Origin of the sequence: Bacillus sp. NPDC094077, from assembly GCF_050279465.1 — a bacterium.
Taxonomy (GTDB): Bacteria; Bacillota; Bacilli; order Bacillales; family Bacillaceae_G; genus Bacillus_A.
This window is the reverse complement of sequence record NZ_JBNNUF010000003.1, coordinates 215809-228075: the sequence shown is the minus strand read 5'-3', so window position 1 is coordinate 228075 and position 12267 is coordinate 215809. Positions and strand designations below refer to the sequence as shown.

The 12267-nt window shown below is 36.8% G+C and carries 13 protein-coding genes; 2 read left to right on the top strand and 11 right to left on the bottom strand.

The annotated features are described in order from the left end of the window. Positions 1 to 144: 144 nt before the first annotated feature. Positions 145 to 633: a GNAT family N-acetyltransferase gene (locus ACQKNR_RS09850; RefSeq protein WP_427317402.1), complete on the bottom strand. Its 489-nt coding sequence runs from the start codon at positions 631 to 633 to the stop codon at positions 145 to 147. A gap of 100 nt (positions 634 to 733) precedes the next feature. Continuing rightward, on the bottom strand, positions 734 to 2068 hold the full coding sequence (locus tag ACQKNR_RS09845; RefSeq protein WP_427317401.1) for an FAD-dependent oxidoreductase: 1335 nt from the start codon (positions 2066 to 2068) through the stop codon (positions 734 to 736). A gap of 199 nt (positions 2069 to 2267) precedes the next feature. Here ACQKNR_RS09845 and ACQKNR_RS09840 point away from each other — a divergent pair, with 199 nt between their 5' ends. Further along, positions 2268 to 2744, top strand: coding sequence for a hypothetical protein (locus ACQKNR_RS09840; RefSeq protein WP_427317400.1), 477 nt, complete (start codon positions 2268 to 2270; stop codon positions 2742 to 2744). A 141-nt stretch (positions 2745 to 2885) separates the two neighbouring features. Here ACQKNR_RS09840 and ACQKNR_RS09835 read toward each other — a convergent pair whose 3' ends face one another. Together ACQKNR_RS09835 and ACQKNR_RS09830 are read right to left on the bottom strand one after the other, a co-directional pair. Then, entirely contained in the window at positions 2886 to 4121 is a 1236-nt protein-coding gene (locus tag ACQKNR_RS09835; protein ID WP_427317399.1) for a TcaA 3rd/4th domain-containing protein, read from the bottom strand. Between the two features lie 19 nt (positions 4122 to 4140). Next, a complete protein-coding gene (locus ACQKNR_RS09830) occupies positions 4141 to 4914 on the bottom strand; it encodes a zinc-ribbon domain-containing protein (RefSeq protein ID WP_427317397.1) in 774 nt (257 codons plus the stop codon). A gap of 201 nt (positions 4915 to 5115) precedes the next feature. Here ACQKNR_RS09830 and ACQKNR_RS09825 point away from each other — a divergent pair, with 201 nt between their 5' ends. Then, complete coding sequence (locus ACQKNR_RS09825; protein ID WP_427317395.1) at positions 5116 to 5949, top strand: hypothetical protein; 834 nt, start codon at positions 5116 to 5118, stop codon at positions 5947 to 5949. Positions 5950 to 5963: 14 nt separating this feature from the next. On the opposite strand, the gene ACQKNR_RS09820 is transcribed toward ACQKNR_RS09825, so the two are convergent. The 7 genes from ACQKNR_RS09820 to trpC form a co-directional block, all read right to left on the bottom strand. Continuing rightward, entirely contained in the window at positions 5964 to 6647 is a 684-nt protein-coding gene (locus tag ACQKNR_RS09820; RefSeq protein WP_427317393.1) for a DUF2278 family protein, read from the bottom strand. A 226-nt stretch (positions 6648 to 6873) separates the two neighbouring features. Continuing rightward, on the bottom strand, positions 6874 to 8373 hold the full coding sequence (locus ACQKNR_RS09815; protein WP_427317391.1) for an L-lactate permease: 1500 nt from the start codon (positions 8371 to 8373) through the stop codon (positions 6874 to 6876). Positions 8374 to 8491: 118 nt separating this feature from the next. Continuing rightward, positions 8492 to 8851, bottom strand: a complete 360-nt coding sequence (locus tag ACQKNR_RS09810; protein WP_427317389.1) for a DUF4029 domain-containing protein — start codon at positions 8849 to 8851, stop codon at positions 8492 to 8494. 74 nt (positions 8852 to 8925) lie between these two features. Beyond that, the gene (gene trpA, locus ACQKNR_RS09805) at positions 8926 to 9702 is read right to left on the bottom strand and encodes a tryptophan synthase subunit alpha (protein ID WP_427317388.1); all 777 of its coding nucleotides are present in this window, start codon (positions 9700 to 9702) and stop codon (positions 8926 to 8928) included. A 2-nt stretch (positions 9703 to 9704) separates the two neighbouring features. Further along, entirely contained in the window at positions 9705 to 10898 is a 1194-nt protein-coding gene (gene trpB, locus ACQKNR_RS09800) for a tryptophan synthase subunit beta (protein WP_427317386.1), read from the bottom strand. After that, positions 10895 to 11509, bottom strand: coding sequence for a phosphoribosylanthranilate isomerase (locus tag ACQKNR_RS09795; RefSeq protein ID WP_427317384.1), 615 nt, complete (start codon positions 11507 to 11509; stop codon positions 10895 to 10897). The genes trpB and ACQKNR_RS09795 overlap by 4 nt, the downstream gene beginning before the upstream one ends. Continuing rightward, positions 11506 to 12267: an indole-3-glycerol phosphate synthase TrpC gene (gene trpC / locus ACQKNR_RS09790; protein WP_427317382.1), complete on the bottom strand. Its 762-nt coding sequence runs from the start codon at positions 12265 to 12267 to the stop codon at positions 11506 to 11508. The genes ACQKNR_RS09795 and trpC overlap by 4 nt, the downstream gene beginning before the upstream one ends.

Here is a 12267-nt window from a genome sequence, read left to right as displayed (position 1 = left end):
AAGGGTGAACGGTATATTCAAAATAAAGTGAAACTTTAATCAGTGGGGCTTTGCTCATTCCCCACTGATTATTAGCCCACACCAATCGGGCGTTTGCGGGATAAAGTTAAATTTCAAAGCAATATACGAGGAGCACCTATTTCATTATATTTTAAACGTTTGAACGAGGCATGCTTCATCATCAATTATTTGTTTTCGTTCATCAAATTCAATGTTTAACTCTCTATATACTTTCTTCCAAAACATAACAGCTGGTACGTTTTTTATAAGTTCAATAACAAAATATTTTCCCCTTCTCTCTTCTAATAAACTTTCAATAACCTTTTTACCGATGCCTTTTCCTTTGTATTGATTCAATATGAAAATGTCATTGATACCAAAGTCGTTTTCCTTCTTCAAAAATGGACGTTCCAATAGTAATAAAAATCCTACAATACTATGATCAACTCTTATAAAATACGGAGTGATTCCATCACTTTTCCAAAACAAGTGCAAATCTTCATATTCAAAAAAACCATTTGCTCCAATTGTTATATTAGTAGTAAATTTAGAAAGGTCATGAAGATATAATGCGTAAAAATTACGTAATATTTCTTTTTCTGATTCTTGAACTCTTTGAAGTGCTATAACCATTTTTGAAGATCCCCTTCCCTATATGTAACTATTTCCCCATCTTTATTATTCGATAAAAAAGATTACTTACCTTTGCAAAAAAAATAGCACTTACAAAGTGCTATTCTGCTCTCCTTGCCGCTTGCTGAATTGGATCCCAAACGCTGTTGTATGGTGGTGCGTAACTTAAGTCGACATCTTCTAAATCATGAATGCTCATTTTATTGAAAAGTGCCATTGCGATCACATCAATACGTTTATCTACGCCTTCTTCTCCAATTACTTGCCCGCCCAATAATTGCTTCGTATCAGAGCGATATAGTAATTTCAAGTGAAGTGGTTTTGCACTTGGATAATAGCCAGCCATATTTGTTGAGTCTACTTTGACCGTTTTATACGGGATGTGTAACCCTTTCACTTCTTTTTCATTTAAGCCTGTTCTCGCTAACGTAAGATTCATAAATTTAATAATGCCTGTACCTAGCGTACCTTTAAATGCTCTTCGTTTATCAACCATATTGAGTCCGGCAAGTCGACCTTGTTTATTAGCAGTCGTTCCAATTGGAATATGATCATGAATTTCTTTTATAACGTGATAATGTGTTGCACAATCACCAGCTGCATATACATCTTGCACATTCGTTTGCATATATGCATTTACTTCGATTGCTCCTTTATGATTTGTACGTATATTTGTTCCTTCAAGAAAATCAGTATTTGGCTTTACTCCGACAGATACTAAAACAAGATCCGCTTTATACGTACCTTTATCCGTTTCAACTTGTTCTACCCTTTCATTTCCTTTAAACTCTTTTACATTTTCATTAGTTAAAATTTCAATATGATGTTTATCCGCTTCTTTATGTATATACTCCGCCATATCTGCATCATAAATTGTACCGATATGATCATTTCGCTCAATCATTCTTACTTTCTTACCAAGTTCAACGAATGTTTCTGCCATCTCAAGCCCAATCGCACCGCCGCCAATAATGGTTACGTCCTCAATTTTATTCGTTTCTAGCGTTTTTAATATGCGCTCAGCATCCGGAATTGTTTTTAAAAGATGAACACCTTGTAACTCTCGTCCCTCCCATTCTGGCATAACAGGGCGCACTCCAGTTGCAATCAATAAACGATCATATGAAAATTCAAAAACATCTTTCGTCTTCGTATGCTCTGCGTACACAATTTTCTTTTCCGTATCTATTTTCGTTACTTCATGACGTACTTTCGCATCAATTCCGTATTTATCACGAAACGTCTTCACGTTGCGTGCGATTAATTTTTCAGTTGAAGCAATAGCACCGCTAATTACATAAGGTAGTCCGCACTGAGCGTATGAATAGATTTCACCTTTTTCTAACGTCACAACATTTGCAGTTTCATCGTTTCTAACAATTTGCATTGCTGCACTCATACCAGCTGCATCTCCACCAATAATGACATAGTTCACTTTACCACCCCTTCTTTTTTACATACTCTTTACGATTTCCATATTTTATAGAAATAACACCTATCTTTATTGTAAAGAAAGATAATTTCATCTACAAATTTTATGCACAAGACTATGTGTTAATAGGTAACCGTCGTGTCTTATAAACAACATGTTTAATATGCTATAACAGTAACTATTGAAAGCAGGTGAAATATACATGTGCGCCGGTATTCTCGTCCAGCTTCCAGAGGAACCGATAGAACCGAGACCCGCCCTCCCGCTTGAACAAGAATTTTCCATTAATGCGACACTTTATAGCGCTCGTGCTTGGTTATCTGATAATGATACTTTTGCGCAAACTATTTGGAAAGCCAATCGCTTCGCTTCTGCATCACACCCTTGCAAATCGATTTTCCCAGTCGGTACTGTTAAAATTATAAACTTTTCAGTTGATACGATAACAGTTACTGTATCATCTGAATCAGATGACGCTCTCCAAATAGTCGTTCCCCCTCGTTCTGAAGCTGCTTTAACGTCCAGTTCTTTATCTGATGTGCAAGCTAGTACATCAGGAGGAGCAAGTAAAGTCACATTCCTCTTTCATATCTTTTTCTCTAGGGATCCTGGTCCAGTTAAAAAAATAAAAAGTGAAACTTTCATCAGTGGGGGTTGTCCATCCCCCACTGATTATTAGCCCACACCAATCAGGCATTTACGGGCCGTTATCTCCCACCCAACTCCTTTGTTTCAGCCGTACTTTGAGGTAAAAGTCTACTGCCCGTTAATGCAAGATAAAAAAGATACAGTAATATGCACTGTACCTTTTTCACGCACTCTATTCTCTTGATTTGATAAATTCAACATTATAAGATTCAATATCCGTTAACGTTCCTGTAAAATACGGATTTTCTCTGTACCAAGACTGTTTTGAAAAATACACCTGCATATCTTTCGTTTGAAAAATATGTCCATGTCTTGCGTATATTTCATTTCTGGCAATTTTTAACTGTTCTTTCGATAAATATCTTAAATCTGAACTCGTTAATTTTCGAATGTCACTATCAGGAAAGATAAAACCATTATATACATATTGATTCGTAGATGGCGGGGTAACATTGTACACAACTGTTTTTTCTGCACTTTTCTTTTGAAATGGAAGATTATAAGTTGAAAGTGCTGTCACCGTTTCTACCTTCGTCGTTTCCCTTCCGCTTTCTCCATTTCGTTCTAAATAAATCGTTGCACTTCCATCAGTCGCTACCGGTCCCCACGTAATTTCTTCTCCGGTCAATGCTGTAACTGGCTTTTGATTCACGTATAATGTCGCACCAGGCGCATTCGTTTGAACTGTAATATATTGCCCTTGCAACGTTAAATCTATCGTTACATTATTTTGACTTTGTTTCATAAGTACAACCTTTTCCTCGCGTGATAGTTTTACATAATCATTTTTATATTCTGATTGAAACACTTGATTTCCTGGAAGAAACGGTCCATATTGCTTCTCAAATTTTTTGTCATCCGTCTTATCAATTTCTTTTCCGTTCATTTTTAAAAGTGTACCTTTTTCATTTGAAAGCAAAGTCGTATAGTACGTCTTTGCTTTCAATTTATACCGATCAAATAAAAAGAAATACTTCCCGTCTTTCGTTAAAGAAAAATCTGCTCTTTCTATTCCATCCACTTGTTTTTCACCCTGCCTCAAATATTCTTTCAATTCATTCACGTAAGATGGATTTTCTTTTATATATGAAAATAGAGGCGTTAAACTCTCTTTCGTTACAATAACCGATGTGTCATCTGTTGTGACGACCTCAGCTAATTTCTCCCCGTTCTTCTCTTTTAAAATAGCGATCATCCGGTCTATTTGTGCGACCTGCGTATAATACGATGATCCATACAAATACAATCCAACGATCGCTATAGCAAGTATCGCTAAAAATGTTATGCCAATTTTTGTACCACTGCTCATTTTCTTCTTTACTACAGGACTTTCCCTCTTCTTACCGCAGTTTTGACAAAATTGCACACCGTCTTCAATCTGAGTTCCACACTTTGTACATACATGCATCCGTTCAACCACCTTTTCATTAGAAGCCTGTTAAACCCTGTGTAAAGGCTTGAATTATCGTTCTAATGTAAGACCAAAGTACAATCCATGTTGCAATTCCGATTAAAACATTTGCAATAATAAGTGTGTAAACAGGATCTAGTCCGCCTTTGTCTAGTTTTAATATAGCTACCATGATACTAATTCCTATATACGTTGTAGCTACCCATAGTAATATTGGTAAAAAAAAGATTAATAAGAAACTAAAAAGAAAAGACAGGACTAATATAGCAATAGCCGGAGTCACTATCGTTCCCCATACGCCGAATACTTCAAGAAAAGAAATAGATGATTTCATCATCTTACCACTTACAAAAATAATAAATCCGACAAATAAAGTTAAAATTAATAAAAATAAAAAGACCGTTACAGATTCTCCAAAGAAAGTAGGGGTAGCTATATCTGGTGCAAATGTTCTCGTAACAGCTGTTGCTGCGCTCATCATTCTATAAAAAATACATGCTCCTAAAAAACAAATAAGAACAAGACTTACAATTCCATTTCGCACTTCAATATTGCCACTTTTCATAATCGCTGTCGGTGCTTTTAAAGCATGTTTAAAAAACTGAAAATAGCCACTTGCAAACCGCTTCGCTTGCTCTACTGTTTCATTTGGTTGAGTTTCCTTCACTTGTGCTACACGCGATGCTTGCTGCCCTTCTTCTTGGACACCATTTGCTGTTAACGAATGTCCACAATTCCCGCAAAACTTTGCCTCTGCTGCATTCTCCGTATGACACGCCGGACATTTCATGCTCTCATCCCTCCTTAAGCATATACCTTATAGGGTGTTACAAATTCAATATATGACTTTGGACATAAAACATGACTACAAGAAAAAGATTATGAAATCCTCCTTTTCAAAGAAAATATATAGACTAGCAATCTAGAAAAATAATGCTATTATGAAACAGAGCAAATAAAGTGAAACTTTAAACAGATTGGATGAAAGGTAATGGAATTTGTAAATTTAATTTTTCAAATACTCCTTACAAGCGTGATCCAATTATTTTCTTTAATTGGCGTCGTCATTGTAATTGGATTTCTATTAGGTTATTTAGAATCTCTCACACGAATGTATTGGTCGAGGGCTTTTGGAAGAAAAGGATTCCTATTGACTGCGTGGATTGGTGTTCCGATTCATGAACTTGGACATGCGCTTATGTGCGTACTATTCCGTCATAAAATTGTAGCAACGCAGTTCTTTCCAACAGATACGAGTCAAGGTGCGTTAGGTTACGTACAACATCAATACAATCAAAAGAGTGTATATCAACGAATCGGGAATTTCTTCATTGGAATCGGCCCTATTATTTCTGGTATTACTGCATTAATCCTTTTAATGCGCTATTTCGTACCAGAGTCATATACTTTATTTAATACGACTCTCGAAAAAACGATTGCATCTACTTCTATTAATTTAGAAATGGTTCAAAACATGCTACTTTCGACATTTGTATTATTGAAAAGCTTATTCACAATAAGCAATTTATTGAATCCTTCCTTTTGGTTATTTTTATTTATCGCTATTTGTATTTCCGCACATATTGCTTTAAGTAAACCAGACATTAAAGGATCAATTGATGGCGTCATCGTAATGTTCATCGTGTTGTTTTTATTCAATATAATAGCAAGCTTATTCCAGTACGATAGCAATCAACTAGTCGGTACAATTATGAAATACAATATGTACATTATTGCATTTTCGAGCGTAGCTTTACTTTTCTCTTGTATTTCTACACTTGTGAGTTTTGGGTTTTATAAAATAAGAAGAGGTAGTTCATTTTGAACTACCTCTTCTTATCATTTCCCTCTCTTATTATTACAATTCTCAACTGGAACACGGGCATGCCCTTCTTCATCGGTACACCATGACTGTGACTGAAAGGCAAGAAAAATACCAACCCACTCTTCTTTCTTCTCAAAATGAATAAGTATTCCCCCGTCTTGCCATATACCATCATCACCTTGCCATTTCTCTACATTTCCTTGGTTCATGTGAATATCGTGTATGCCGTTTCCTGGTTTAAAATGAAAATAGGAATCAGGTATATTTTCTTCCGGTCCCCACCTTTCACCAAACGCGTAAATAATTGCTTTTTCCTCTATCGCTCGCTTTATATACCGCTCTATTTTTTCATTTAAGTCATTATCAACTCCTGCTTTTTCAGCAGGTAAAGGAATCATTTGCTTCGAATCGAATAAATTCCCTCTTACATAATCAAGGGCAACTTTCGGCTCATTGTTTTTCACTTCTGTAAAACCGAGCGGTAATGTCGGTAAAATATGAATCGCTTCTGATTGAATATTGTTGCTCGCAAAATATAAAACTTCCGACGGATAACTTTGCGACTTTACGTTAATTGCAATACGATAATCTACTCCTACTTCGCCTTGTAAATGAACTTGATAATGAGGTGTTTTCCCTTTTCCAATCTTTGATTGTATAACTGTACCTTTTAATACACCGTAGTTTTTTAAGGGCATCTCTTTCATCTCCTATTCATGTAGTAGAAGCTATTCATATTTAAAACATTATCCAATCATAAAGAAAAATCCTCCTAAACATAGAAGGATTTTCACTTTATCCCGCATTAACGGGCAGTAAGACCCCCACAAAAAAATCCAGTGGGAGCCTGACTGCCCGTAAAAGCCCGATTGGTGAGGGCTGATGATTAGTGGGGATGAAAAACACTCCCCACTAATCAAAGTCTCACTTTATCCATAAATACCAGAAAACAACTTCCACCACTACAAGTAATACGGCACCAGAAATCATTAATGTCGCCTTCTTTAATAACTCATTTTCACGATACGGAATATTACATAAATAAGCCCCCAGTGTAATTCGTGACGGGCAAGCAATTGTTGCTACTGATGATGCGGTGTTTTGAAGTGTTGTGACGTATTGCCAAGGGAGTGCTACATTTTGCGCGGTTTGCATTTGCAGTTTTATAAACATCGCATTTGATCCTGCGTTACTACCTGTTAAAAAACCACCAATACCACCGATGAACGGAGCAACGAAAACGAAAAACGTACCAAATGTTTCACCAGCTGTTTTTGCAAGTAATGAATGCATGCCAGATGCCCCCATTAACTCTGAAATTGCGATAAACATTGTCGTCGTAATTGCGAATGGAATCCATTGTTTTATCGTTTGTGAGAGTGATTGTTTAATAATATTTGATGGAATGCGGAAAAAAATGATGGTAAATAAACAAGTCATACCGAGCCAAAATCCTGGTGAATATAGCATTTCTAATTTGTAAGAATATGATTTTAAGTCTAGAACCGCATATGACCTGAGCAAATCATGTAATGCTGGAACGAGGCGAGAAAGTAAAATACTAACTGTTAAGAAGATATAAGGGCTAATAATTTTTATAATAGATACTTCTCTCTCCGTTGCCGCAGCATGTTCTGTTATAAGGTTTTGCTCATTTTTCCCTTTTAATGTAATGATAAGAAAGCCAAATGTAATCGTAACGATAGAACTTAATATCCCTGCTAGTTCAACACTTACGTATGCGTTAGAAAGATAGATTCCGAAAGAAAATAATAGAAAGAATCCTACTCCTTCCTTCCATTTTTCAATAACGGCCTGCCTGCCGCCAACAACGTACAAAGAAAGAATGACGAAGTAAGCAAACATCGGGATGCTTAATAGTGACGTATTTGTGCCAAGTGTTGTGAGCGGCATATTTATAAGCTGCGAACCGATAATCGTACCTGTTGCCATTGCGCCCCATGAACTTGCGAGTAAACCGATAAACGAAAGCAGTACAGCTTGAAACGGTTTATAGCCTAATGAAAGAAAAATAGGCGCTGCGACCATAAATCCGATACCGAATCCACTTACTGATTCAATGAGTGGACAAATACCAAAACACATAAGAAGCATTTGTAATAAACGATCGTGAGTGACTTCTTCTAAAAAAAGAGCTACTTGATCGATGTACCCCATTTTGTTCATGAGGTGAAATAAAAAAATACCGAAAAATAAAACGTACCCGACAATAAAACAAATTAACCAACCTTTAATCGTTGCGTGCACAGTTTCACTTATCCCTAACCGAAATGTTGGCGTGAGTAAAACGATTCCAACAGAAATAGCATAAGAAATTAATGAGGACCTTAATGACGTTTGTTTAAATAAAAATAAACAAATGAAAATCATCATAATTGGGATAAGTGCCAACAATATGGCCATGTTATCATCTCATTTCGTAAAAAATACAATTTTTAACTATTATATAACAGATGGAGAAATTTTCAATTGTTTTTACAACAGATTCAAAAGAAGAAGCCAAACGGCTCCTTCTTTTGAATCACTCCCATTTTCTTTTATCCTGAAAAACCGTCTGCTGTCCAATCATTTTTTCTAACACAACAAACACAATATAAGCACATATTACTTGCAGTACAACATGCCCAAATTTCATTAATGAAAACGAATGGACCCATCGAAATAATTCGTTTAATAATACAATCGAAACGATACTAAATAGTTCTATACTAATGGAAAATATACATACTTCTAAAATAGATTGCTCTTGAATTCGATTTAAATTGGAAAAGATGAATACATATCCTACAAACAAAGCCATCAACTCTATTCTCGTCATGCTAATGAGCCAAGCGTATAATGGTACAGTTAAAAGAAGATAGAATAGTTTACGTCTTAGCATGCCTTCTCACCTTCCGAATCATGAGTATTTTCTGTATATTTTAACATTTATTACACAAAAGAAACAGAAGAGACTTATGCCTCTTCCGTTTCTTTTACTGCATGTATTAACTCACATATTTCCTCTTGTTTTTCATTTTCTAAAAGCTCAATAACTTTACTCCCCACAACAACACCGTCGCATATTGTAATCATTTCTTCTATATGTTCCTTCGTTGAAATACCGAACCCTGCAACTACCGGTAAGTGAACGTGTGATTTTACTTTTTCTAAGTAACTATGAATCTCGTCTTTAAAGTTTTGACGTACTCCCGTTACGCCTGCTACTGTAACGGCGTAGACGAACCCTTCTGATTCACTCGTAATTTTTTCGATTCGCTCAATTGGGCTCGTTACGGTTACGAGTGGAATTAAAGCAATATTCACCTCTCGAAGGAGCGGTGCAATAATGTCTTGTTCTTCATACGGTAAGTCTGGAACGATAATACCATCCACCCCCGCTTCAAGACACCTCTCGATGAATTGTTCTTTTCCGAATGCGAGTACTGGATTTAAATATGTCATGAGTACAAATGGAATTTGTACTTCTTGCCTTACTTCTGCTAACGCCTGAAAAATGCCTTTTAATGTTACACCACTATCTAACGCTCGTTTCCCTGCTCTTTGAATCGTTGGACCGTCTGCGACTGGGTCCGAAAACGGAATACCGATTTCAACGATGCTTGCTCCTGCTTCATCTAGAAAAAGGATTCTTTCTTTCAACTTTTCAAGTCCACCATCTCCGCCCATTACGTACGGAATAAATGTTTTTTTACCATTTGCAAACGCTGCTTTAATTTTTTCTACTCCCATTTTTACACCTCTTCCATATAACGTTTTATACTCTCTACATCTTTATCGCCGCGGCCTGATAAACAAATGACAAGCCCTTCGTCTTGCTTCATTTGCGGCGCTAGTTTTAAAGCATACGCGACAGCATGTGAACTTTCTAATGCCGGGATAATCCCTTCTTTTTTCGTTAATAATTGAAATGCTTCTAACGCTTCATCATCTGTAATCGAATGATAAGAAACGCGGCCAATATCTTTTAACAAGCTATGTTCTGGCCCCACACCTGGATAATCCAGTCCCGCCGAAATAGAGTGCGCTTCTTGAATTTGTCCCTCTTCATTTTGCAGTAAGTACATCATTGATCCGTGTAAAACACCGACGCTTCCTTTCGTTAAAGTTGCTGCGTGCTTTTCTGTATGAACACCTTTTCCAGCTGCTTCTACGCCGTAAAGAGCAACTTCTTTATCATGTACAAACGGATAAAACATTCCCATCGCGTTACTACCACCACCAATACAGGCAACGACTGCTTCTGGTAATTTTCCTTCTAACGCTTCATATTGTTTTTTCGTTTCTTTCCCAATTACACTTTGGAAATCACGGACAATTTGCGGGAATGGATGCGGTCCAAGAACGGATCCCATAATGTAGTGCGTATCATGCACATGTGAAACCCAGTAACGGAGAGCCTCGTTCACCGCATCTTTTAACGTGCCACTACCTGCCGCTACACTTTCTACTTTCGCTCCGAGCAGTTCCATTCGGAACACATTTAATTTTTGTCGTCTCACATCTTCTTCTCCCATAAAGATCACACATTCTAATCCGAGAAGTGCACATACAGTAGCTGTTGCAACTCCATGTTGCCCTGCTCCTGTTTCAGCAACAACTTTTTTCTTACCCATTCGCACCGCGAGAAGCGCCTGACCAATCGTATTGTTAATTTTATGAGCTCCTGTATGGTTCAAATCTTCACGTTTTAAATAAATCTTTGCACCGCCGCAATACTTCGTCATATTTTCTGCAAAATAAAGCGGTGTTTCTCTTCCAACATACGTTTGTAAATAATGATTTAATTCCTTTTGAAACGCTTCATCTTGCATCGCTTCTTTATATGCTTCTTCTAGTTCTAATACAGATTGCATTAACGTTTCTGGAACGTATCGTCCTCCGTATATACCGTAATGTCCTTTTTCATCTGGATATGCGTAGTTCATTTGGAACACTCCTTCGCTTTTTGTATAAATTGTTTTATTTTCTCTATATCTTTCTTTCCTTCTGTCTCTACTCCGCTGCTCACATCGACCATATATGGCTGAACATTTCGAATTGCTTTTTCTATATTAAGGACGTTTAATCCACCAGCTAATATCGTTTTCTTTCGCAACTCTTTTGGCATATAAGCAAGTGACTCCCATGAGAACGTCTTTCCATTTCCTCCATGAAACTTCTCTTTCGGGCTATCAAACAATACATAATTCGCTTCATATGTTTGAGCGTTTTGCATATCACTCTCTGAAGTCACTCCTAGCGCTTTTATAGACGGAATATTCAATCTTCTAATTTGATGATTGTCTTCATCCCCATGTAGTTGTACATGTGTTAACCCGCACTCATCTGCAATTTTCTGGATTACTTCTACTGATTCATTTACGAAAACACCAACCTTTAAAACGTTGGCTGGAAGCTCCCCAATAATTTCTTTCGCGCGCTCTGGAGTAATTTTCCGTTTACTTTCTGCAAAAACAAATCCGATTGCGTCTGCTCCATATTCGCACGCACTTTTCGCTGTTTCAACATCAGTAATACCACAAATTTTCACTTTCATATGTTCACCTTACAGTCTTCGAAAAAGTTACTAATAGAAGACGATGTCATAAGCGCTTCTCCGACTAACACGCCTTTTGCTCCAGCTCGTTTGACTCGGATGATATCTTCTTTTGAATGAATCCCACTCTCACTAATCCAAAGCAATTCCCTCTCATTCAATCGTTTTCCGAGCTTTTCCGTTTGGCTTAAATCAACTTCGAACGTTTTTAAATTACGGTTGTTAATACCGATAACGTGCGGATTTAATTCGATCGCAATTTCTAATTCCTGTTCATCATGAACTTCAACGATCGCTTCTAATCCCATTTCTAGTACGTAGTTATAAAGCTCATTTAATTTCTCTTTCGTTAACGCCGCTACAATGAGTAAAATAATATCTGCACCAGCTTCATATGCTCTATCAATTTGAATCTTATCGATTATAAAATCTTTACATAAAAGCGGGATATTACTTTCTGCTCTTGCCTTTTGTAAGTCGTGAAACGATCCTTTAAAAAATTGGCCGTCTGTTAAAACAGAAACTGCACCCGCGCCGCATTCTTCATATGTTTTTACTTGTTTTCTTACATCAACATATAAATTGATATCCCCTTTTGACGGAGATGCACGTTTCACCTCTGCAATAACAGTAAACTGCTGTAATGCGTCGACGAGTGAATGTGTCTTTCTACTTTCTTTTAATGGTATATACGTTTCATATAATGCCGCAACTTCTTTTTCCTTCTGCTCTACAATTTTGTCTAAAATCGTCCCCAC

Excerpts from the sequence above, each read along its gene's own strand:
- ACQKNR_RS09850 (WP_427317402.1), bottom strand. The coding sequence starts at position 633 with ATGGTTATAGCACTTCAAAGAGTTCAAGAATCAGAAAAAGAAATATTA.
- ACQKNR_RS09835 (WP_427317399.1), bottom strand. The coding sequence starts at position 4,121 with ATGCATGTATGTACAAAGTGTGGAACTCAGATTGAAGACGGTGTGCAA.
- trpA (WP_427317388.1), bottom strand. The coding sequence starts at position 9,702 with ATGGGAGTAGAAAAAATTAAAGCAGCGTTTGCAAATGGTAAAAAAACA.
- trpB (WP_427317386.1), bottom strand. The coding sequence starts at position 10,898 with ATGAACTACGCATATCCAGATGAAAAAGGACATTACGGTATATACGGA.
- ACQKNR_RS09825 (WP_427317395.1), top strand. The coding sequence starts at position 5,116 with ATGGAATTTGTAAATTTAATTTTTCAAATACTCCTTACAAGCGTGATC.
- ACQKNR_RS09810 (WP_427317389.1), bottom strand. The coding sequence starts at position 8,851 with ATGCTAAGACGTAAACTATTCTATCTTCTTTTAACTGTACCATTATAC.
- ACQKNR_RS09820 (WP_427317393.1), bottom strand. The coding sequence starts at position 6,647 with ATGCCCTTAAAAAACTACGGTGTATTAAAAGGTACAGTTATACAATCA.
- ACQKNR_RS09830 (WP_427317397.1), bottom strand. The coding sequence starts at position 4,914 with ATGAAATGTCCGGCGTGTCATACGGAGAATGCAGCAGAGGCAAAGTTT.
- ACQKNR_RS09815 (WP_427317391.1), bottom strand. The coding sequence starts at position 8,373 with ATGGCCATATTGTTGGCACTTATCCCAATTATGATGATTTTCATTTGT.
- ACQKNR_RS09795 (WP_427317384.1), bottom strand. The coding sequence starts at position 11,509 with ATGAAAGTGAAAATTTGTGGTATTACTGATGTTGAAACAGCGAAAAGT.
- ACQKNR_RS09840 (WP_427317400.1), top strand. The coding sequence starts at position 2,268 with ATGTGCGCCGGTATTCTCGTCCAGCTTCCAGAGGAACCGATAGAACCG.